Annotated in this window: 22 protein-coding genes; 9 read left to right on the top strand and 13 right to left on the bottom strand. The window is 72.9% G+C overall.

What is annotated here, in order from left to right:
- Window positions 1-30: 30 nt before the first annotated feature.
- Complete coding sequence (locus tag ABTZ91_RS23640) at window positions 31-516, bottom strand: nitroreductase family deazaflavin-dependent oxidoreductase (RefSeq protein WP_352079202.1); 486 nt, start codon at window positions 514-516, stop codon at window positions 31-33.
- Window positions 517-1,878 carry an acyl-CoA dehydrogenase family protein gene (locus ABTZ91_RS23635; protein WP_352079201.1) on the bottom strand — a complete coding sequence of 454 codons (1,362 nt, stop codon included), beginning with the start codon at window positions 1,876-1,878 and terminating at the stop codon, window positions 517-519.
- A gap of 114 nt (window positions 1,879-1,992) precedes the next feature.
- Here ABTZ91_RS23635 and ABTZ91_RS23630 point away from each other — a divergent pair, with 114 nt between their 5' ends.
- The 4 genes from ABTZ91_RS23630 to ABTZ91_RS23615 all read left to right on the top strand — a co-directional run bounded on the left by ABTZ91_RS23630 (window position 1,993) and on the right by ABTZ91_RS23615 (window position 7,640).
- The gene (locus ABTZ91_RS23630; RefSeq protein ID WP_352079200.1) at window positions 1,993-3,174 is read left to right on the top strand and encodes a thiolase C-terminal domain-containing protein; all 1,182 of its coding nucleotides are present in this window, start codon (window positions 1,993-1,995) and stop codon (window positions 3,172-3,174) included.
- Window positions 3,175-3,208: 34 nt separating this feature from the next.
- Complete coding sequence (locus ABTZ91_RS23625; protein WP_352079199.1) at window positions 3,209-3,334, top strand: hypothetical protein; 126 nt, start codon at window positions 3,209-3,211, stop codon at window positions 3,332-3,334.
- Window positions 3,335-3,526: 192 nt separating this feature from the next.
- Window positions 3,527-6,913, top strand: coding sequence for a hypothetical protein (locus ABTZ91_RS23620; protein WP_352079198.1), 3,387 nt, complete (start codon window positions 3,527-3,529; stop codon window positions 6,911-6,913).
- A gap of 58 nt (window positions 6,914-6,971) precedes the next feature.
- Window positions 6,972-7,640, top strand: coding sequence for a pyridoxal 5'-phosphate synthase (locus ABTZ91_RS23615; RefSeq protein ID WP_352079197.1), 669 nt, complete (start codon window positions 6,972-6,974; stop codon window positions 7,638-7,640).
- A 283-nt stretch (window positions 7,641-7,923) separates the two neighbouring features.
- Here the strand turns inward: ABTZ91_RS23615 and ABTZ91_RS23610 are convergent, their stop codons facing one another.
- The 4 genes from ABTZ91_RS23610 to ABTZ91_RS23595 form a co-directional block, all read right to left on the bottom strand.
- Complete coding sequence (locus ABTZ91_RS23610) at window positions 7,924-9,138, bottom strand: ABC transporter permease (protein ID WP_352079196.1); 1,215 nt, start codon at window positions 9,136-9,138, stop codon at window positions 7,924-7,926.
- Window positions 9,138-9,863, bottom strand: coding sequence for an ABC transporter ATP-binding protein (locus ABTZ91_RS23605; protein ID WP_352079274.1), 726 nt, complete (start codon window positions 9,861-9,863; stop codon window positions 9,138-9,140). Before ABTZ91_RS23605 ends, ABTZ91_RS23610 begins: the two co-directional genes overlap by 1 nt.
- Window positions 9,864-9,979: 116 nt before the next feature.
- Window positions 9,980-11,068: a peptidoglycan-binding protein gene (locus tag ABTZ91_RS23600; protein ID WP_352079273.1), complete on the bottom strand. Its 1,089-nt coding sequence runs from the start codon at window positions 11,066-11,068 to the stop codon at window positions 9,980-9,982.
- A 104-nt stretch (window positions 11,069-11,172) separates the two neighbouring features.
- Complete coding sequence (locus ABTZ91_RS23595; protein ID WP_352079195.1) at window positions 11,173-11,676, bottom strand: hypothetical protein; 504 nt, start codon at window positions 11,674-11,676, stop codon at window positions 11,173-11,175.
- Between the two features lie 89 nt (window positions 11,677-11,765).
- Here ABTZ91_RS23595 and ABTZ91_RS23590 point away from each other — a divergent pair, with 89 nt between their 5' ends.
- Window positions 11,766-12,425, top strand: a complete 660-nt coding sequence (locus ABTZ91_RS23590; RefSeq protein ID WP_352079194.1) for a response regulator transcription factor — start codon at window positions 11,766-11,768, stop codon at window positions 12,423-12,425.
- A gap of 314 nt (window positions 12,426-12,739) precedes the next feature.
- A complete protein-coding gene (locus ABTZ91_RS23585; RefSeq protein ID WP_352079193.1) occupies window positions 12,740-13,915 on the top strand; it encodes an ATP-binding protein in 1,176 nt (391 codons plus the stop codon).
- A 66-nt stretch (window positions 13,916-13,981) separates the two neighbouring features.
- Here ABTZ91_RS23585 and ABTZ91_RS23580 read toward each other — a convergent pair whose 3' ends face one another.
- Together ABTZ91_RS23580 and ABTZ91_RS23575 are read right to left on the bottom strand one after the other, a co-directional pair.
- Window positions 13,982-15,331: a dicarboxylate/amino acid:cation symporter gene (locus ABTZ91_RS23580; RefSeq protein ID WP_407078013.1), complete on the bottom strand. Its 1,350-nt coding sequence runs from the start codon at window positions 15,329-15,331 to the stop codon at window positions 13,982-13,984.
- A gap of 376 nt (window positions 15,332-15,707) precedes the next feature.
- Window positions 15,708-15,974, bottom strand: a complete 267-nt coding sequence (locus tag ABTZ91_RS23575) for a DUF4229 domain-containing protein (protein ID WP_352079191.1) — start codon at window positions 15,972-15,974, stop codon at window positions 15,708-15,710.
- A 108-nt stretch (window positions 15,975-16,082) separates the two neighbouring features.
- On the opposite strand from ABTZ91_RS23575, the gene ABTZ91_RS23570 reads away from it, so the two are divergent.
- Complete coding sequence (locus ABTZ91_RS23570) at window positions 16,083-16,625, top strand: GNAT family N-acetyltransferase (protein ID WP_352079190.1); 543 nt, start codon at window positions 16,083-16,085, stop codon at window positions 16,623-16,625.
- A gap of 88 nt (window positions 16,626-16,713) precedes the next feature.
- On the opposite strand, the gene mqnE is transcribed toward ABTZ91_RS23570, so the two are convergent.
- A complete protein-coding gene (gene mqnE, locus ABTZ91_RS23565; protein WP_345487311.1) occupies window positions 16,714-17,877 on the bottom strand; it encodes an aminofutalosine synthase MqnE in 1,164 nt (387 codons plus the stop codon).
- 69 nt (window positions 17,878-17,946) lie between these two features.
- Window positions 17,947-18,402: an Lrp/AsnC family transcriptional regulator gene (locus tag ABTZ91_RS23560; protein ID WP_352079189.1), complete on the bottom strand. Its 456-nt coding sequence runs from the start codon at window positions 18,400-18,402 to the stop codon at window positions 17,947-17,949.
- A 114-nt stretch (window positions 18,403-18,516) separates the two neighbouring features.
- Here ABTZ91_RS23560 and ABTZ91_RS23555 point away from each other — a divergent pair, with 114 nt between their 5' ends.
- The gene (locus ABTZ91_RS23555; protein WP_352079188.1) at window positions 18,517-18,657 is read left to right on the top strand and encodes a hypothetical protein; all 141 of its coding nucleotides are present in this window, start codon (window positions 18,517-18,519) and stop codon (window positions 18,655-18,657) included.
- Here ABTZ91_RS23555 and ABTZ91_RS23550 read toward each other — a convergent pair.
- Entirely contained in the window at window positions 18,654-19,343 is a 690-nt protein-coding gene (locus ABTZ91_RS23550; protein WP_352079187.1) for a UbiX family flavin prenyltransferase, read from the bottom strand. The two genes, ABTZ91_RS23555 and ABTZ91_RS23550, sit on opposite strands and share 4 nt — an antisense overlap.
- A gap of 94 nt (window positions 19,344-19,437) precedes the next feature.
- On the opposite strand from ABTZ91_RS23550, the gene ABTZ91_RS23545 reads away from it, so the two are divergent.
- Complete coding sequence (locus tag ABTZ91_RS23545) at window positions 19,438-20,043, top strand: rhomboid family intramembrane serine protease (protein WP_352079186.1); 606 nt, start codon at window positions 19,438-19,440, stop codon at window positions 20,041-20,043.
- Between the two features lie 108 nt (window positions 20,044-20,151).
- Here the strand turns inward: ABTZ91_RS23545 and mqnP are convergent, their stop codons facing one another.
- Complete coding sequence (gene mqnP / locus ABTZ91_RS23540) at window positions 20,152-21,054, bottom strand: menaquinone biosynthesis prenyltransferase MqnP (RefSeq protein WP_352079185.1); 903 nt, start codon at window positions 21,052-21,054, stop codon at window positions 20,152-20,154.
- 108 nt (window positions 21,055-21,162) lie between these two features.
- Window positions 21,163-21,321, bottom strand: coding sequence for a hypothetical protein (locus ABTZ91_RS23535; RefSeq protein WP_352079184.1), 159 nt, complete (start codon window positions 21,319-21,321; stop codon window positions 21,163-21,165).
- Window positions 21,322-21,323: the final 2 nt, after the last annotated feature.

Here is a 21,323-nt window from a genome sequence, read left to right as displayed (position 1 = left end):
GCCGTCGGCGTTCTTTTGTCCCGGCGCCGCTCACTGCGGACCGACCCTGGTGAGCCTGAAGAGCCGGATCTCCCGCTCGACCCGTTCCTGGTACGCGGCGTACGGCGGCCAGAAGGCGAGCGCGGTGCGCCAGGCCTCGGCCCGTTCCCGTCCGGTGAGCGGCCGGGCCCGTACGGGGAAGCTCTCGCCGCGCCAGCTGACCTCGGCGTCCGGGTGGGCGAGCAGGTTGGCGGTCCAGGCCGGGTGCCCCGGACGGCCGAAGTTGGAGCCGACGAGCAGCCAGGTCCCGTCGGGCTCCGGCACGCAGGCGAGCGGCGTCACGCGCGGCTGCCCGGTCCTGGCGCCCCGGGCGGTGAGGACCAGCCCCGGCAGCATGCGGGCGCTCGGCAGCACCCTGCCCCGGGTGAGCCGGTGGACGGCCCGGTCCAGGGCGGGGACGACATGCGGGGCGACCTTGGCGAAGGCGCGGGTGGCGGAGACCTTCTGGATCAGACGCAGAACCGGTCCGACGGGCATCTAGGCCACCTCCCCGGGGACCGGGCGGCCGCCGAGCCCCGCGACCGGTCCGCCGCCGAGCCCCGCGACCGGTCCGCCGCCGAGGAGCCCAGCGGCAGGGGTGCCGCCGGGGAGCCCCGCGACCGGCTCGCCGAGGATTCCCTCCACCGGGTCGTCGTCGAAGAGTCCGGCCCGTGCGGCGGCGTGGGCGCGCAGGCGCGGGGCGGGGCCGAAGAGGAGTTCGTCGGCGGCGGCGCGCTTGAAGTAGAGGTGGGCGTCGTGCTCCCAGGTGATGCCGAGGCCGCCGTGCAGCTGGACGGTCTCGGCCGCGGCGGCGCGCTGTGCCTCCAGGGCCTGGGCGAGGGCGAGCGCGGCGGAGGTGCGGTCCTGATCGTGGGCCGCGTACAGGGTGAGGGAGCGGGCGGACTCGATCTGCACGTGGAGGTCGGCGAGGCGGTGCTTGACCGCCTGGAAGGAGCCGATGGGGCGGCCGAACTGTTCGCGGGCGAGGACGTGTCCGACGGTGCGGTCGAGCGCCCCGCGAGCGGCGCCGACCGCCTCGGCGGCCAGCATCACCGCCGCGTCGCGTCCGGACGCGGAAAGGGCGGCGAGGGCGTCGACCGGTTCCTCGCCGAGCAATTCGGCGCGTACGTCGCGGAGTTGCACGGTCGCCTGGGAGCGGGTGAGGTCGAGGGTGGTCTCCCGACGCCGTACGAGACCGGGCACGCCCGCCCCGCCTTCCGCCTCCGTCCGCACCAGGAAGAGCAGGGTGCGGCTGCGCGGGAAGCCGCCGGCGTGGGCGGCGACGAGGAGCAGTCCGGCGCTGTGGCCGTCGAGGACGTGCTCGGCCTGCCCGTAGAGCGACCAGTGCTCGCCGCCGGGCGCCCGGGTGGCCTGGACGCCGCCGGAGCGTCCGCCGCCGGCCCAGGGGGTGGCGGTGTTGTCGCCGGTGAGGCCGAGGGCGAGCGGGAGGGAGCCGCCGGGGAGGGCGAGGGCGCAGGCCAGGGTTCCGTCGGTGATGCGGGGCAGGAGTGCGGCGCGCTGCCGGGCGGTGCCGAGGGCGGCGATCAGCGGGGCGGCGAGGACGGCGGTGGCGAGCAGCGGGGAGGGGGCGAGGACCCGGCCGGTCTCCTCGCAGGCGAGGGCGAGTTCGACGGGGCCGCAGCCGACTCCTCCGTACTCCTCGGGCAGGGCCAGGCCGGGCAGTCCGAGGGTGCCGGCCAGGGTGGCCCAGAGCGCGGTGTCGTATCCCTCGGGGGTGGCGACGGCGGCGCGGAGGGCGGCCGGTCCGGCGCGCTGGGCGAGGAGTTGGCGCAGGGTGCGGCGGATCTCCTGCTGTTCTTCGGTGACGGTGGCGGCGGCGGTGGCGGCGGCGGTACGCATGAGGTCTCCGGTCTCCCCTCCGAATCTGACGGACCGTCATGCTAGGCGCGTGCGGCGCGGAAGCACAGTTCGGCGGGCCTTCCGGTCGAAGTGATCTGATGTACCGTCAGATTCATGTCCACCAACTCGCGGGACCGCCGATCACCCTCGCGCCGGCGTCGCGTCGCCGTCGTCGGCGTCTCCCTCTCCGACTGCGGCCGGGTCGACGAGGCCACCTCCTACGCCCTGCACGCCCAGGCCGCCCGCCGCGCCCTCGCGGACAGCGGCCTCGACCGCTCGGCCGTCGACGGCCTCGCCTCGGCGGGCCTCGGCACCCTGGCGCCGGTCGAGGTGGCCGAGTACCTGGGGCTGCGGCCCCGCTGGGTGGACTCCACCACCGTCGGCGGCGCCACCTGGGAGGTCATGGCCGCGCACGCCGCCGACGCGATCGCCGCCGGCCGCGCGAACGCCGTCCTGCTCGTCTACGGCTCCACCGCCCGCGCCGACATCCGGGCCGGGCGGCGCACCGGCAACCTCTCCTTCGGGGCGCGTGGCCCGCTGCAGTTCGAGGTCCCGTACGGCCACAGCCTGATCGCCAAGTACGCGATGGCGGCCCGCCGTCACATGCACGAGTACGGCACGACCCTGGAACAGCTCGCCGAGGTGGCGGTCCAGGCGCGGGCCCACGCGGCGCGCAACCCGGAGGCGATGTTCCGGGACCCGATCACCGTCGACGACGTGCTCGGCGGCCCGATGATCGCCGACCCGTTCACCAGGCTGCACTGCTGCATCCGCAGCGACGGGGGCTGCGCGGTGCTGCTGGCGGCCGAGGAGTACGTCCCCGGCACCGCGAAGGCGCCGGTGTGGGTGCTCGGCACGGGCGAGTACGTCTCGCACACCACGATGTCGGGGTGGGAGGACTTCACGGTCTCCCCGGCGTCGGTCAGCGGCCGGCTCGCCTTCGAGCGGGCGGGGGTCCGGCCCGAGGACATCGATCTCGCGGAGATCTACGACGCCTTCACGTACATGACGCTCGTGACCCTGGAGGACCTCGGCTTCTGCGCCAAGGGCGAGGGCGGCGCGTTCTTCGCGGACGAGGACCGGCTGCCGGTGAACACGGACGGCGGCGGACTCTCGGCCTGCCACCCGGGCATGCGGGGCCTGTTCCTCCTGGTCGAGGCGGTGCGGCAGCTGCGCGGCGAGGCACCGGGACTCCAGGTGAGGCGGCCGGACGGCTCGCTGCCGGAGCTGGCGGTGGCCTCGGGGACGGGGGGCTGGTTCTGCTCCTCGGGCACGGTGGTCCTCGGCCGGGGCTGAGGCGCGTCCCCTCCCCGCGCCCCCGCCAGTGCACGTGCCGTACGAGAAGCGCGAGCCCAAAGAGACGTACGAGACGTACGAGACGTACGAGAAGCGCGAGCCCAAAGAGACGTACGAGCCCAACAAGACGTACGAGACGTACGAGAAGCGCGAGGCATGAGGAGACGCACGAGGCGCCACCGACCGGTGCCTGAACGGGTTCGAATCCCGCTACCGGGCCGGTCGGGCCGCTGTTACGATCACGGTTCCAGACAGGCCGTGCGGAACGGGAAGCGCCGGAGGGGGTCGCGCGGAGCACGCGCGGACGATGGCCCCCGTTCCCCGCCTGATCAGGCTCATGAGGGGAATCACCGTGCACCAGCACGCACGCGCCCGCGCGCGCAGAACGCTCGCGGCCGCCACCACGCTCGCCGTCGCGGCGGGCCTCGCCACCGCGCTCACCACCACCCCGGCCCTCGCCACGGACGCCCCGGCGGCCCCGGAGGAGGTCGTGATCCCGAACCCGGGGCGCGAGCAGCCCCGGTACGACGGCCTCAAGCACGCCGGTACCACCGGCTACGCCCACAGCCTGGAAGGCAGCGGCACGGTCTGGACGGACTACGCGACCGGAAACCGCACCCCGATCGACGCGGGTCAGGTCGCCGGCCACTCCGGCCACGCCGCCACCCTCGGCGCCGGCACGCTCGACCAGCCGCGCACCGTCACCATCGAGGCGCTGGGGTCGGGCGCGAAGAAGACCGTCACCCTGCCCCCCGGCCAGATGTGGTCGAAGACCTACAACGCCGACACGGCCCTCGCCTACACCAAGGACGCCGACGGGCGGCTCGCTTCGCTCACCCTCTACCAGGCGGCCGAGGACGGCTCGACCACCAGCCGGGCGGTCACCGGACTGCCCGAGCACCACGACTGGCTCCTCCCGGTGAGCCAGGATCTGCGCGGCGCGGTCCTGCGCGTGCTGCCCGGAACCACGGGCGGGCACGACTACTACCTGCTGGACTACGCCTCCGCCACGCTGCAGCGCATCACGGCCACCTCGGTCCTCAGTGCCAAGTTCGCCCTGGGCGACCGCCAGATCGTGATCTCCCGCGGCGCTGCCATGCCCCTGCTGTCGGTGCCCCGCGACAACCCGGCGGCAACGCCCGTCGAGACCGTGCTTCCGCCCGCTCTCAGCGATGAAGGACCCGGCCTCTCCGTCGCCGTGGTCGGCGACACCGTCGTCTACCAGCGCAGCCGGCGCGACGGCGGCCCGTACAACGGCTGGGCCCGCACCATCCCCCTCGGCGGCACCACGGTCACCGAGCTCCTGCCGCACGCGGAGTACGGCAGCCTCACCACCGCGCCCGACGGCAGCGTCCTCGTCGTCGGCGGCACCGGAGCCCTCGACTGGGCGGTGCACCGGCTCTCCCCCGCCGACGGCGTGGCCGGCCGGCCGGCCGTGAGCCGCCTGCACGAGGTCCCGCGCGTCCCCCGGACCGTCGAGCACCTGGCCCTGGGCGGTGGCCGGCTGAGCTTCCTGAGCCCCACGGGCAGCTTCGACATCAGCGAGCTCGTCGACATCGACACCGACATCGACGGCACGCCCGCGTGGACCGCGCCGAAGAGCCGCGACCGCTTCGGCGACAACGAGAACCCGTCGGGCCTGGTCGCGCTCGGCGACGGCGACTCCGCGACCACCTCGCGCGACACGGTCGTGGCCCCGACCACCGGCCCGTACACCCGGGACGTCTACGGCCTGCCGTACGGCTCCACCGTCGTGGACGGCGCCGGACGCCACGTCATCGCGAAGCACGGCGACACCACGTACGTCGGCGACCTCGACGGCACCGGCGAGGCACCGCTCACCTTCACGAAGACCGCCACCGCCGTGTGGGACGGCAAGCTCTGGAAGAACGCCGGGACCACGGGCGACCAGGTCAACTCCTACGACCTGAAGACGAAGGCGACGTCACCGGCGCTCGACCTCGGCGCGGACTGCCGGCCCACCGAGCTCCAGGCCGTCGGCCGCTGGCTCTACTGGGCGTGCGGCGCCGCCAAGGCGGGCGTCTACGACCTCACCCTGAAGAAGAGCGTGGGCGTCCCGGCCGGCGAGGCCCTGCTCGGCGACGGCTTCGTCGTCCGGCACGAGGGCGACAAGCTGCGGCTCACCGAGGCCGCCACCGGCGCGACCCGCGACTTCGCGGACCTGCCGGCCTCGGCCGCCGGCTCCGGCCGGGGAACGACCTGGACCGTGGACCGGTTCGGCGGCGACGTGGCCTACCTCGACGCGGCGCAGGACTTCCGGCTCAGGCGGGCGGGAGTGGCGCGCCAGCCGTGGACCCGGCTGGACTCCACCGTCCGGGGCGTGAGCATGCACTCCGTCAGCGCGACGAGCGGCATCGAGCCGGTCGGCGGCTGGGGCCCGGCGTGGCGCTTCTCCCGGCCCGTCGGGGCCTGGAAGGTGGACGTCAGGAAGGGCGACGGCGAGCTCGTCCGTACGTTCACGGGCACGCGCGGCACCGGCTCCGCCGTCCGCGTCGACTGGGACGGCAGGGACACCCGGGGCCGCGGCATCGAGTCCGGGCAGTACCGCTGGGAGCTGCGCGCCGCACCGCTGGACGGCGTCGGGTCCACCCACACCTCATGGGGCTCCCTCGACATCACGGGCAGCTCCCTGACCACCGTCCCCGGCACGTACACGCCGGTGCCCCCCACCCGCATCATGAACACGATCGCGGGCCTCGGCGTCCCGAAGGCGAAGATCGGCCCGCGGGGCACGGCCGTCCTGAAGGTGGCCGGCCGGGCCGGCGTGCCCACCAGCGGCGTCACCGCCGTCGTCCTCAACGTCACGGCCACCAACCCGACGACGGCGAGCTACGTGTCCGTCTACCCGCACGCCACGCGCCGCACCGCCACCTCGAACCTCAACGTCACCGCCGGGCAGTCCGTCGCCAACCTGGTGACCGTGCCCGTCGTCGACGGCTGGGTCGAGTTCTACAACCACTCCGGCTCCGTCGACCTGCTCGCCGACATCGCCGGCTACTACACCGAGGGCACCTCCGGCGCGACGTACCAGCCGGTCACGCCGAAGCGGATCCTCAGCACCGTCGGCGGCATCGGCGCCCCCAAGGCGAAGGTCGGCCCGAAGGGGACCGTCACCCTGACGATCGACGAGCCGGGGGTCAGCGCGGTCGCGATGAACGTGACGGCGACCAACCCGACGGCGACGAGCTACGTCTCCGTCTACCCGTACGGCACGGCCCGCCCGCCCGTCTCCAACCTCAACTTCACCGCCGGGAAGAGCGTCCCGAACCTGGTGATCGTCCCCGTCGAGGACGGCAAGGTCACCCTCTACAACCACGCCGGCACCGTCGACCTCCTCGCCGACGTCACCGGTTACTTCAAGCACGGGGCCGGTTCCGTCTTCACCGGCATGCAGCCCATGCGGGTCATGAACACCATCGCGGGCGTCGGCGTGTCCCCCGGGAAGGTGGGCGCGGGGCGGACCGTCGACCTGTGGGTGGGCACCAAGTACTCGGCCGTCGTCCTCAACGTCACCGCCACCAACCCGACGGCGACGAGCTACGTCTCCGTCTACCCGTACGGCACGGCCCGCCCGCCGGTCTCCAACCTCAACTTCACCGCCGGGCAGTCCGTCCCCAACCTGGTGATCGTCCCCGTCAGGGACGGCAAGGTCACCTTCTACAACCACGCCGGCAGCGTCGACCTGCTCGCCGACGTCGCCGGCTACTACACCGGCTGATCACCCGACCCGGCGCCGGTACCGCGCCACCCGGCCGCGGCGCCTCATGATGGACGCCATGGACGACGAACGGCGTTTTCAGGAGGCCCTGCGGTCCGTACGGGTCTGGGACACCGAACTGCCCGGCTTCGACCCGGCGGACGTGCCGGAGGAGCCGGTCGCGCTCTTCCACGCGTGGTTCGCCGACGCGGTGGCGGCCGGGGTCGTGGAGCCGAGCACGATGGCGGTGGCGACGGCGGACGCGGAGGGGCGGCCGGACGTGCGGACGGTGATCCTGCACGACGTGGACGCCCGCGGCTGGCACTTCGGCTCGCACGCGGGCAGCGCGAAGGGCCGCCAGCTCGCCGCCCGCCCCGAGGCGGCACTGCACTTCTACTGGGCCGGGCAGGGCCGCCAGGTGCGGGTGCGGGGCCGGGTGGTCACCGCGCCGCCCGAGGAGGCGTACGCGGACCTGCACGCCCGGACCACCGGCGCCCTCGCCTCGGCACTGGTGAGCCGGCAGAGCGAGGTGCTCGGCTCCCTCGACGAGCTGGAGCGGGCCAGCGCGGCGGCCTGGGAACGGGCCCGGCAGGACCCGGAGGCGCCCGCGCCGAGCTGGACGCTGTACGTGGTCGAGCCGGCGGAGGTCGAGTTCTTCCAGGGCGACCAGGACCGCCGGCACGTCCGCCTGCGCTACCGGCGGGCGCCGCAGGGCGACGGCTGGATCCGCGAGCTGCTCTGGCCGTAGGGGTACGGGGATCCGGCCGGCTCAGCAGGGAGACGGCCGGATCCGCGCGCTGCCCCGGCCATAGGCGTACGGGGGCGGGCAAGGGGGCCAACCGGGCGGCGGCTGGGGCCGCGAACCGCTCTGGCCGTCGTACGGAGATCCGGCGGCCGCCGCAGGGCGACCGCCGGATTCGCGGGCTGCTCTGCCCGTAGCGTACGAGGGCGGGCGAAGGGCCCGCGGGCGGCGGGCCCCTCGGCGTCTCCCGCTCCCCGGCCCGCCGGCCGCCAGCCCCTGGCCGTCCGCCCTACACCGCCGCCAGCGCCAGCGTCGGTGACTGCCGCGAGGCCCGTACCGCCGGGTACAGGCCCGCCACCGTGCCGATCGCCAGGGTCGCGGCGAAGCCGCCCGCCGCCGCCCAGGGCGGGACCACCCAGGGCAGGCCGCCGGTGGCCGCGTACACCGCCGTCGCCGCCGCGCCCAGGGCCACGCCCGCGAGGCCGCCGAGGCCCGAGAGCATCAGGGACTCCGTCACGAACTGCAGGCGGATCTGCCCCCGGGTCGCGCCCAGCGAGCGGCGCAGGCCGATCTCGTGGCGGCGTTCCAGGACCGAGATGATCATGGTGTTGGCCACGCCGACGCCGCCGACGAGCAGCGCGATCCCGCCGAGGCCGAGGAGGAGGGTGGAGAACGCGCCCTCCGTCGCCGCCTTCGCCTTCAGCGCCGAGGACGGATCGCCGACGGCCACGTTCTGCGGGTTCCGCGGATCGATCGTCGGGGCGAGCAGCCGCTGGACCTCCCGTACGGACGCGTCCGTGGACCGCTCGTACACCGCCGTCGGGTGCCCGTCGAAGCCCAGCAGCCGCTGGGCGCCCTCCCAGCCCACCAGGGCGGAGCGCTCGATCTCCGGGGCGAGCGGCAGCGGGTCGAGGATGCCGACGACGGTGAAGTACCGGTCGTCGATCCAGACCTGGCGGCCGGGCCGGTCGACGCCGAGCCGTTCGGCGGCGACATGTCCGAGGACCACGGACGGATAGCGGCCGTTGGCGGCGTTCAGCCAGGTGCCGGACGCCATCGTGCCGCGCAGCACCCCGAGCAGCCCCTCCGTGGCCGCCTTCACCGCGAGGCCGCCCGTCTCTCCCTCCGGGATCTTCTCGGAGCGCCGCACCGAACGTTCGAGGTCGCCCGTCCCGCCGGCCTCCTCCACGCCCCGGATGCGGCCGACCATGCCGACCGCGTCCTTGGGCAGCTTGACCTGCTGCCCGCTGAACATCCCCTCGCCCGGCTTCGCGACCAGCATGTTCGTGCCGAGCGCGTCGAGCTGCCGCAGCAACTGCGCCTGGCTGGAGGCCGAGATGCCGACCACCGCGATCATCGTCGCGATGCCGATGGCGATGCCGAGCGCGGACAGCACCACGCGGACGGGCCTGCTGCGCAGCCCGGCGGAGCCGACGTGCAGGACGTCCCGGGGGCCGAGCCGGGCGGCCTTCAACGCGCGCGTACGGGCGCGGGTTCCGGACATCACACCGCGACCTTTCCGCGGGCCGTGTCCGCCACCACCCGGCCGTCCCTGATCCGGACCTGGCGGGGCAGCCGTCCGGCGATCTCGGTGTCGTGGGTGATGACGGCGATCGTCGCGCCCTCCTCGTTCAGGGTGTGCAGCAGTTCCATGACGGCCTCGCCGGACGCCGAGTCCAGTGCGCCCGTCGGCTCGTCGGCGAGGAGCAGATCGGGCTGTCCCACGACCGCGCGGGCGATCGCGACGCGCTGTTTCTGGCCGCCGGACAGTTCGTGCGGCCGGTGGTGGACGCGGTCGGCGAGGCCGACCCGGGCCAGCGCGTCGGCGGCGAGGCGCCGGCGGCGGGCCCGGGGCAGCCCGGAGTAGAGCAGTCCCTCGGCGACGTTCTCCAGCGCGCCGACGCCGGGCACGAGGTGGAAGGCCTGGAAGACGAACCCGATGTGGCGGGCGCGCAGGGCGGACAGCCGCCGGTCGGTGAGCGTGGCGACGTCGTGCCCGGCGATGGCGACGGTGCCGGAGGTCGGCCGGTCCAGGGTGCCGACGATGTGCAGCAGGGTCGACTTGCCGGATCCCGAGGGTCCGACGATGCCGAGCAACTCCCCTTCGCCGATGGCCAGATTGACGCCGTCGAGGGCGCGGACCCCGCCCGCGTACTCCTTCACGACGCCTGCGAGCTCCACGACGTTCTTCACGGAGCGCGTGAGGGGCGCGGTGCCGGGCGTGGGCATGGGCGGGGTCCCGGGCGTGGTCACGGATGCGGTCCCGGGCGGGGGCATGGGCGGGGTCCCGGGCGTGGTCACGGGCGTGGTCCCGGGCGGGGGCATGGGCGGGGTCTCGGGCGTGGTCATACGGACGGCACCCCGACCTTCATGCCCTCGCGCAGACCCTCGCCGCTGACCTCGACCCGTCCCTGGGCGAACATGCCGAGCTCGACCCGCACGTCCCTGGTCCCGCCGTGCTCGACGACCTGGACGCCGAAGCCGCCGCCGGGCAGGGCGAGCAGGGCGTTGACGGGGACCGAGAGGACGTTCCGGCGCGTCTCGCCGGTGAGGTCGACGGTGACGGGCGACTGGTCGACGCCCCTGGCCTTCTCCGGGTCGTCGAAGGAGACCGTGATGTCGATCTTCGGGGTCTTGTCCTGCGGGTCGTCGCCGGCCGTCGCGGTCTTCCCGGCGGCCGACACCTTCCCCGGCAGCCGGGTGCCGTCGGGCAGCGTGACCGTGACCCGGGTGCCGACCTTCGCCGAACCGGCCTCCGAGGCCGTCACCTGGAAGCTCACGACCCGCTCGGAGCCGGTCACGGTCAGGACCGGGGAGCCCGCCGTGACCCGGTCGCCGGGCGCGAGGCGGCTGTCGCCCGAGGCGGCCGCCTCCTTGACCCGTACCGCGCTGCCCGCGAAGGCGATCCGGTCCGGTCCGAGGGTGCCGGTCTGCTTCAGGCCGTGGGCCTTCTGCCAGCGCTTGACGGCGGCGGCCGTCTTCGCCGTGTACTCCTCGTCGACGTCGAAGCCGGTGTATCCGAGGGCGGCCAGGTTCTCCTCCAACTGCCGTACGTCCCTGCCCTTGTCGCCCGTCTTGAGGGTCCGGTACATGGGCTCGTCCCCGTACATCAGCCGCACCGGCTCGCCGTCGACCTCGTAGAGCCGCTCGTCCCGCTCGACGACCGAGCCGGGCGGGGCGAGCCAGGTCAGGGTGCCGCCCGCGCCGCCCGCGTTGATCTTCCGTTCGCCGAGGTGGCCGAGGGTGCCGTCCTGCTGGGTGCTGTCGCTGAGGTCGCCCCGGGTGACGGGGGCGGTGGCCGGAGGCAGCCCGCGGGAGCCGGCGGACGGGGCCGGGGGGCCGTCGGGGGTCGCGGTGAGGGCGGTGACGGCGGCCCCGCCGCCCGCCACGGCGACGATCGCCACGAGGGCGAGGAGCAGCCGGCGCCGGGGCATGGGCCGCTCCCGGCCACGGTCCGGGTCCGGGTCCGGGGCCCCCTCGGGCTCCCGGTCCGGGTCCCTGTCGCTGTCCCTTTCCTTCCGCTCCGGAACGAAGGTGTTCATCGGCCCACGCCCTCGCAGGCCTTGGCGGCCTTGTCGAACTTCTCCTTCTCGGCGCCCTTGGGTATGGGCATGGCCTGCTGCCCCCCGCCTTCGAACTTCGGGTCCGGCATGTTGAAGCCGTTCTCACGCATGCAGCGCGCGTACGCCAGCGCCTTGTCCTTGTCGGCCTGCGTCAGCTCCTGGCCGAAGCCGCTGCCGCCGGCCTTGCTCTGGCACGCCTTGAAGGCCTTCTCCATCTTCTCCTTGGACATGCCGTCGCCGCTGATGGTGAGGCCGGTGCCGTTCTCGCCCGGCTTGGGCTCGGGCACGTCGAGGCCCTGCTCGCGCAGGCACTTGCGGTGCTCGAAGGCCTGGTCCGCCTTCTTGCCCTCCTCGCTGCCCCCGGACGGACCGGCGGCGGACGAGCCGGTGCCGGAGTCCGAGCAGGCGGTGGCGAGGAGGGAGAGGGCGGCGGCCAGGGAAGCGGCGGCGGCCGCGCGGGTGATCCGTCGAGTCGTCATGGCGTGGAGCGTGCCGCGAAGGGATGTTTCGCTTCTCTCAGCGGTTTCGTTTACACCGGCGAAAGGTCGCTTTCGGATACACAGGGGCCATGCGCGTACTGGTGGTGGAGGACGAGGCCTTCCTCGCGGAGCTGATCGCCGAGGGGCTGCGCCGCGCCGCGCTGGCCGTGGACGTGGCAACCGACGGCCCGGAGGCGCTGCGAAAGCTGCGGTTCGGCGCGTACGACGTGCTCGTCCTGGACCGGGACCTGCCCGGGGTGCACGGCGACGACGTGTGCCGGCACGTGGTCGAGCAGCGGCTGATGACCCGGGTCCTGATGCTGACGGCGGCCGGCACGGTGCGGGACCGGGTGGAGGGCCTCGGGCTCGGCGCGGACGACTACCTGGCCAAACCCTTCGCGTACGACGAACTGCTCGCCCGGGTCCTGGCCCTCGGACGGCGCGCCCGGCCCGCCCTGCCGCCGGTCCTGGAACGGGCCGGGATCGTCCTGGACACCGCCCGCCGCCAGGCCAGCCGCGACGGACGCCATCTGCACCTCTCACGCAAGGAGTTCGGCGTCCTGGAGGCGCTGCTGCGGGCCGAGGGCGCGGTCGTCAGCGGCGAGGACCTGATCGAGCAGGTCTGGGAGGAGCACACCAGCTACCGCACCAACGCGGTCCGGGTGACGCTGAGCAAGCTGCGCGCGAAGCTGGGCGAGCCACCGGTGGTGGAGACGGTCCCGGGCGCCGGCTACCGGATCGCGTCGTGAGCCGCCGATGGTCCGGCTTCCTTCCGCTCGGAGAGGAACGAACCACAAGCCGCCGACGGTCCCGCTTCCTTCCGCTCCGAGGGGAACGAACCACGAGCCGCCGATGGTCCCGCTTCCTTCCGCACGGAGAGGAACGAACCACGAGCCGCCGACGGTCCCGCTTCCTTCCGCACGGAGAGGAACGAACCACCAGCCGCCGACGGTCCCGCTTCCTTCCGCACGGAGAGGAACGAGCCCCGACCCGCCGACGGTCCCGCTTCCTTCCGCTCCGAGGGGAACGAACCCGTCTGACCGCGCTCTACGGAGGTCTGCTGGTGCTCGCCGGCGTCCTGCTCACCGGTGTCGTCTACACGCTGGTGAAGGAGGGGCTCTCCTCCTCCATCAGCATGGCCGTCACCACCGCCGTGCCGGCGCAGCGGCTGGAGGGCCTGCCGAGCGCGGACCCCACCCTGCCGACGGATGTCGCCAGCGCCGTGCCCGCCAGCCCCGGCCCCCTGCCCCCGGGCGCCGTGCCGCGCGAGGCGCTAGCGATCACCCGGACCGTGAGCGACGCGGCCGAGTCCGCCGCCCTGGAGCGGCTGCTCACCGTCTCGGTGACCGTCCTCGCGGTGTACGCGCTGCTGTCCGTGCTCGTCGCCTGGTGGGTCGCGGGCCGGGTGCTGCGCCCGGTCGCCGTGATCACCGACACGGCACGCCGCCTGTCCGGCGAGAACCTTCACGAGCGGATCGCCCTCGCCGGCCCGCCCGGGGAACTGAAGCGGCTCGCGGACACCTTCGACGACATGCTGGGGCGGATGGAGCGGCTGGTCGCCGCCCAGCAGCGGTTCGCGGCGAACGCGGCGCACGAGCTGCGCACCCCGGTGGCCGTGCAGCGGGCGGCGGCGGAGATCGGCCTCGCGGGCGAGCCGTCCCCCGAGCGCGTGGCGCGGATCCGGTCGAAGCTGATCGAGGTCGCCGACTCCAGCGAGCGGATCATCGAGGGGCTGCTGCTCCTCGCGGCCTCCGAGCAGGGGCTGAAGGAGCGGCGCCGGGTGGCGGTGGACGAGCTGGCCCGGCAGGCGGCGGCAGCGCTGGCGGGCGAGGCGGAACGGCGCGGGGTGAGGCTGGTCGTACGGGCCGGGCAGCTGTCCGTCGACGGGGACCCGGTGCTGCTCGACCGGCTGCTGCACAACCTGCTCGCGAACGGTGTGCGGCACAACGTGCCGGACGGCCGGGCGGAGATTCGTGTCGGAGCGGAAGGAATCGAGGTGACCAATACGGGTCCCGTGGTGCCGCCCGGCACGGTCCCGCTGCTCTTCGAGCCGTTCCGCCGCCTGAACGAGCGCACCCACGGCCCCGGGGAGGGTGCGGGCCTCGGTCTGTCGATCGTCGACGCGATCGCCCGCGCCCACGGGGCGGCGGTGACGGCGAGGGCCCGGCCCGAGGCGGAGGGCGGCGGCCTGACCGTCCGGGTCACGTTCCCGGAGGCGGCCGCTTCCCGGCTGAGGTGACGACGCGCCGCGCCCCGGACCCTTCGAGGGTCCGGGGCGCGGCGGTCGTCCGTGCTGCGGTGCGGGTCAGGCGGTGGCGGGCAGCGTCACCTTCTGCTCGGCCGAGGCGGTCTCCCGCTCGTCCACCGGCGAGCCGGACGCCGACTCGTACGCGGCGACGTCCAGGATCTTCTCGCGGGCCGAGACGATCACCGGGACCAGGGCCTGGCCGGCGACGTTGGTGGCCGTGCGCATCATGTCGAGGATCGGGTCGATCGCCATGAGCAGGCCGACGCCCTCCAGCGGGAGGCCGAGCGTGGACAGGGTCAGGGTGAGCATGACCGTCGCGCCGGTGAGACCGGCGGTGGCCGCCGAGCCGATGACCGAGACGAAGGCGATGAGCAGGTACTCCTTGATGCCCAGCTGCACGTCGAAGATCTGCGCGATGAAGATCGCGGCGAGCGCCGGGTAGATCGCGGCGCAGCCGTCCATCTTCGTGGTGGCGCCGAAGGGCACGGAAAAGGCGGCGTACTCCTTCGGGACGCCGAGGCGCTCGGTGACCCGCTGGGTGACCGGCATGGTGCCGACCGAGGAGCGGGAGACGAAGGCGAGCTGGATGGCCGGCCAGGCGCCCTTGTAGAACTGGATCGGGTTGAGCTTGGCCACGGTCGCGAGGAGCAGCGGGTAGACGCCGAAGAGGACCAGGGCGCAGCCGATGTAGACGTCGGCGGTGAAGGTGGCGTACTTGCCGAGCAGGTCCCAGCCGTAGTTGACGATGGCCTTGCCGATGAGGCCGGCGGTGCCGATGGGGGCCAGGCGGATGACCCACCACAGGGCCTTCTGCAGCAGCTCCAGGACCGACTCGGACAGGGAGAGGATCGGCTGGGCCCTGTCGCCGAGCTTGAGGGCGGCGATGCCGGCGACGGCGGCCATGAAGACGATCTGGAGGACGTTCAGCTCGGTGAACGGGGTGATGACGTCCGTCGGGACGATGCCGGTGAGGAAGTCGATCCAGCTGCCCTTGTTCTCGGGGAGCTTGCCGTCCTTGGGCGTCAGGCCGGTGCCGGAGCCCGGGTTGGTGAGCAGGCCGATGGCGAGGCCGATGGCGACCGCGATCAGCGAGGTGATCATGAACCAGACGAGGGTCTGGGCGGCGAGCCGGGCCGCGTTGTTGACCTTGCGGAGGTTGGTGATCGAGACCAGGATCGCGAAGAAGACGAGCGGGGCGACGGCCAGCTTGAGGAGCTGGACGAAGATGCCGCCGACCTGGGCCAGGGTCTCCTGGAGCCAGCCGATGTCCTGGCTGCGGGCGAGCCAGCCGAGCAGGACGCCGACGACGAGGCCGGCGACGATCTGGGCCCAGAACGGGATCCTGGGTATGCGGGACGGGGACTTCGTCACGGGCGCGGGGGCGGGCGCGGACGCGGACACAGACACACTCCACGGGTGCGTATCGGGAAATACGGGACGGGGGTGCGGCACACTCGCGCGAAAAGCGCGGGCCGCTGCATGATGCCGGGTCAGAGCGCGCGGCAACAGACCGCGGACATACAGCGGCACAGATCGACATGCAGGCGCGCCACGAGCGGGGTGCTCGCGGCATCGAGGAGGCGCACTGCTGTCTTCACGCCGAACACGTTAACACTTGAACTTTGAGAACCTCAAAGCCCTTCTTTGAGGCGATCTCGCGGATCGAGGCGCGCCGGGACCTCCGAAACGCAGAACACCCCAGGCGGGAGCCTTCGAAGCTCCTGCCCGGGGTGCCGGGATTGTGATGAAACTTACGCGTTGCTTACACGCGCGCCGGGGGCGCTCAGACGGCGTCCTCGGCCGAGCGGTTCGCCTCCAGGCGGCCCTTGGCCCGGTCGACCTTCTCGACGATCCGCCCGCTCAGCTCGTCGCGCTCCTTGCGCAGCAGCACGAAGCTGAGCGGCGCGGAGACGACGACGGAGAGCAGGAGCACCCACAGCAGGTTGGAGTCGCCGAGGCCGCGCGGCAGCACGCCGAGGTAGACCAGGCCCCAGAGGGCCAGGAAGCTGCCGGCGAAGATGCCGAGGCGCAGCAGGCTGTAGCGAAGCATGTGAGTCCCTCCCGTACAGGACAAGCGTCACTCCAGTGAAGCACGCTCTCCGGCGGACGCGGTCGCCGACCCTTGAGCCGACGGCCAGGTAATGGATACTCTCGCCCTATGACCCTTACGTTCGAGCTGGATCCGGCGGTCGACACCGCTCTGCGCGACGGCGTCCTCGCCCTCTGGGCGGACGTCTCCAACGCGGGCGGCGCCGTCGGGTTCGTCCCTCCCGTGACACCGGAGGAGATCCGGCCCGCCCTGCTGCGGCACCTGGTCGGCATGGCGGAGGGCACCACCCGGCTGCTCGTCGGCCGGGACACCGACGACCCTGCCGGCCGGGTGGCCGCCACCGCCTTCTTCACGTACAACAGCCACCCCCTGATGACGCACTGGGTGTGGCTGTACACGGTGATGGTGCACCCCAGGCACCAGGGCAAGGGGTACGGACTCGACCTGATGGCGGCCGTCGAGGAGGCGGCCCGTGGCGCCGAGGGCTTCGAGCACATCGAGGCGATCCGGCTCACCTGCCGCGGCGGCACCGGCGTCGACGCCTTCTACGCGCGGGCCGGCTACAAGGAGGTCGGACGCGTCCCGGGCGCCATCCGGGTGGCCCCGGGCGACGACCGCGACGACATCATCATGCTGCTTCCGCTCCGATAGGAACGAAATCCGGCGCCGGCACCGGCACCGGGACCCGCGCCACGACCGACGCCCGGACCGACGCCACGACCGACGGCCGGCAGCGGCCTCAAACCCGCATCGGCTGCGGCGACTCGCGGCGCTCCGGGTCCGGACCCGGGTACTCGCGGATCACCTCGTAGCGCGTGTTGCGCTCCACCGGCCGGAAACCGGCGTCCCGGATCAGCTCCAGGAGGTCGTCCCGGGTCAGCTTGTTCGGGGTGCCGTAGTTGTCGGCGTCGTGCGTGATCTTGTACTCGACGACCGAGCCGTCCATGTCGTCCGCGCCGTGCTGGAGCGCCAGCTGCGCGGTCTGCACGCCGTGCATCACCCAGAACACCTTGACGTGCGGGACGTTGTCGAAGAGCAGCCTTGATACGGCGAAGGTCTTCAGCGCCTCGGCGCCGGTCGCCATCTGGGTCCGCGCCTGGAGGGTGTTGCGGACCTTGCCGTCCTGCATGTCCACGAAGTCGTGCTGGTAGCGCAGCGGGATGAAGACCTGGAAGCCGCCGGTCTCGTCCTGGAGCTCACGCAGCCGCAGCACGTGGTCCACGCGGTGGCGCGGCTCCTCGATGTGGCCGTACAGCATCGTGCACGGGGTCTTCAGACCCTTCTCGTGCGCGAGGCGGTGGATCCGGGACCAGTCCTCCCAGTGGGTGCGGTGGTCCACGATGTGCTGCCGGACCTCCCAGTCGAAGATCTCGGCGCCGCCGCCGGTCAGCGACTCCAGACCGGCCTCGATCAGCTCGTCGAGGATCTCGGAGGCCGACAGGCCCGAGATGGTCTCGAAGTGGTGGATCTCGGTGGCGGTGAAGGCCTTCAGCGAGACGTTCGGCAGCGCCTTCTTCAGCTCGGAGAGCGAGCGCGGGTAGTAGCGCCAGGGCAGGTTGGGGTGGAGCCCGTTGACGATGTGCAGCTCGGTGAGGTTCTCGTTCTCCATCGCCTTCGCGAGGCGCACGGCCTCCTCGATGCGCATGGTGTACGCGTCCTTCTCGCCCGGCTTGCGCTGGAAGGAGCAGTAGGCGCAGGAGGCGGTGCAGACGTTGGTCATGTTCAGATGCCGGTTGACATTGAAGTGGACCACGTCGCCGTTCTTGCGGGTCCTGACCTCGTGGGCCAGTCCGCCGAGCCAGGCGAGGTCGTCGGAGTCGTAGAGGGCGATGCCGTCCTCGCGGCTCAGCCGCTCCCCGGCCAGCACCTTCTGCTCCAGCTCGCGCTTGAGCCCAGCGTCCATCTCCGGCCGCCTTCCGTATCTCTCCGTCGATCCCCGTGAACCAGGCCCCACCACCGTACTCGCTCGGGATCAGGCCTCTTCCGGCAGATCCCCGACGCGGTTCTCCCACTTGGTGGACAGCACGATCGTGGTGCGGGTCCGGGAGACGCCCTTGGTGCCGCTGAGCCGGCGGATGGTCTTCTCCAGGCCGTCCACGTCGGTGGCGCGGACCTTGAGCATGTACGAGTCGTCGCCGGCGATGAACCAGCAGTCCTCGATCTCGGCCAGGTCCTTCAGCCGGCGGGCCACGTCCTCGTGGTCGGCGGCGTCGGACAGGGAGATGCCGATGAGGGCGGTGACGCCGAGGCCCAGCGAGGCGGCGTCGACGGTGGCGCGGTAGCCGGTGATGACCCCGGCCGCCTCCAGACGGTTGATGCGGTCGGTGACGGAGGGGCCGGAGAGCCCGACGAGCCGGCCGAGCTCGGCGTACGAGGCGCGGCCGTTCTCGCGCAGGGCCTGGATGAGCTGCCTGTCCACGGCGTCCATAGGTATGAAGCCTTCCATTGTCCAGCGATACCGCGAGTTTAGGTATAGAATCTAAGGTACACAGGGTGCGACACCCTGTGAATCCTTCATTCAGATCAGAGACGATCTTCAGGAGTGGTGTTCACCGTGTACACGATCGAGATGGCCTACGCCCGCATGCGCGAGCTGCAGGAGATGGCCGACCGCTCGCGTGCCCACCAGCCGTCCGCCGCCTGGCGGCGCGCCGCGAAGAAGCGCGCCGCCAAGAAGCGCTAACCAGCCGAGGGCAGCGCTCCACCGAGCTCTCCCTCCCACCGGCGGTACAGCCCGTGCGGCACCCCAGCCGCGTCGAGCACCCGCCCGGCGACGAAGTCCACCAGATCCTGGATGTGCGTCGCCCCCGCGTAGAACGCCGGAGAGGCGGGCAGCACCACGGCGCCCGCCTCGTCCAGCGCCACCATGTGCCGAAGCGTCTGCCCGTTGAGCGGGGTCTCCCGTACGGCGACGACCAGCGGCCGCCGCTCCTTCAGCATCACGCTCGCGGCCCGCTGCAACAGGTCCTTCGACAGACCGAGCGCGACCCCCGCCACGGCGGCCGTCGAGGCCGGCACGATCAGCATCCCCTTCACCGGGTACGAGCCCGAGGACGGCCCGGCGGCCAGGTCCCCGGCCGCCCAGTAGCGCACGTCGGCCAGCCGCTCCGGATCCACCGCGAAGGTGTCCGGCTTTCCGTCGGCGCCCCGCGCCAGCCAGGTCGCCAGGTCCTCGCGCCAGTGCGCGTCCCGGAAGGCGACCCCCGTCTCGTCGAGCAGCGTCAGCCGCGAGGCCCGCGACACGACGAGGTCGACGCTCTCCCCCGCGTCGAGCAGCCCCCGCAGCACGGAAGCGGCGTACGGGGTCCCGGACGCCCCGGACACCCCGACCACCCAGGGACGACGCTGCTGCTTCTCTACCGGCTCCACGCCGACGAGCCTATCCGGCGGGGCGCACCGGGCACTGAGTAAGGTGCCCCAGGCGTTGACCGGACAGCGCACACGACGCCTGAGGGGGCCGGAGATGAGCGGGAACGGGATCGAGCGGTGGAGCCGGGCCGACCGGGCGAAGGCCGCGGCGAAACTCATGGCCGGCTGGATCGCCCTGCTGTGGGCGCTCGAGGCCGTCGACCTGGCGACCGGGCACGCCCTCGACCCGTACGGCGTCACCCCGCGCGAATCCGCGGAGCTGGCCCACATCGTGCCGTCGGCCTTCCTCCACTTCGGCTTCGGCCATGTCGCCGCCAACAGCGTCCCGCTGCTGGTGCTCGGCTTCCTCGCCGCCCTCGGCGGCATACGGCGCTTCCTCGCCGTCGTCGCCCTGATCGTGGTCGCCGGCGGCCTCGGTGTCTGGCTGTTCTCGCCCTCCGGCACGGTCACGGCCGGCGCCTCGGGCCTCGTCTTCGGCCTCTTCGGCTACCTGGTCGCCCGCGCCCTCGTGGAACGCCGGCCGCTGGAGGCCGTGGTGGGCCTGCTCGTCGCCGCGGTCTGGGGCGGCACCATGCTGACGGGTCTCGCCCCCGCCCAGGGCGTCAGCTGGCAGGGACACCTCTTCGGGCTGCTCGCCGGCGTGGCAGCGGCCTTCGCCCTGCGCCGCCGCCACGCCCGGGCCGCCGCGCTCACACCGTGAGGCGCGCGCTCACCCCGTACACCGTGCTCAGCCCGCCGTACGTCCCGCGCTCACCCCATGGCACCGCGCCCACCCCGTAAAGCGCCCTCACCCGGCGGGCCAACCGCCTCACACCGTCAGGCCACGCACCAAGAGATCCAGCAGCGCGCACACGAACAGCGCGATGCCGATGAAGCCGTTCACCGTGAAGAACGCCCGGTTCAGCCGCGACAGGTCGCCCGGCCGCACGATCGCGTGCTCGTAGCAGAAGGCCGCCGCCACGATCAGCAGGCCCACCCAGAAGAACGCGCCCGCGCCGGTCAGCAGCGCGTACCAGACGAGCAGGCCCGTCGTGATCACATGACAGACCCGCGCACCCCACACGGCCGCCGGCACGCCGAACCGCGCCGGCACCGAACCGACCCCGGTCTCCCGGTCGCTGTCGACGTCCTGGCACGCGTAGATGAGGTCGAAGCCGCCGATCCACACGCCGACCGCGAGCCCGAGCACGACCGCGTCCCACGACCAGGCCCCCGACACCGCGAGCCAGCCGCCCACCGGCCCCATCGCCTGGGCGAGGCCCAGGATGGCCTGCGGGAAGTTCGTGAACCGCTTGCCGTACGGATAGACCACCATCGGCACCACCGCGACCGGCGCGAGCGCCAGGCACAGCGGATTGAGCAGCGCCGCCGCCCCGAGGAACACCACCAGCGCGACCAGCGCCCCGACCCAGGCGTGCCGCACCGACATCGCCCCGGTGACCAGCTCGCGCTGCGCCGTCCGGGGATTGCGGGCGTCGATCTCCCGGTCGATGATCCGGTTGACCGCCATCGCGAAGGTCCGCAGCCCCACCATGCACACGGTGACCAGCAGCAGCGTCCACCAGTGGACGCTGCGGTCCTCCTCGTACATGGCGGTGAGCGCGGCGATGTAGGCGAAGGGCAGCGCGAAGACCGAGTGCTCGATCATGACGAGGCGCAGGAAGGCCCTCGTACGCCCCGGCTGAGGGATCGCTTCGGATGCGGAACTCACTGACAACCTCCGAGGACGCCCCGGCCTTCAGCTCGGGGCAGGGCTACCTCCCGCTTGCGGGATGGAATCAGACTCGTGCGGTGCGGGGCACCGAAGGGGGAACAGCCGTCAAGGCGACTCGTCGTCCGACGCACCGACCGAGCGGTCGCCATCCAAGCGGAACACGATCTCCGAGTTGAGGGACCGGCGGCCGAGCTTCGCCTGGGCAACCAGCCAGGCGTGGAGGTCGGCGGGGAGCCTGAGCGTGATACGCACTTCATCAGTCACGC

Source organism: Streptomyces sp. NPDC126499, assembly GCF_040302485.1.
Classification (GTDB): Bacteria; Actinomycetota; Actinomycetes; order Streptomycetales; family Streptomycetaceae; genus Streptomyces.
Note: the sequence above shows the minus strand (reverse complement) of the source record. Positions and strands in the feature narration are given on the sequence as shown.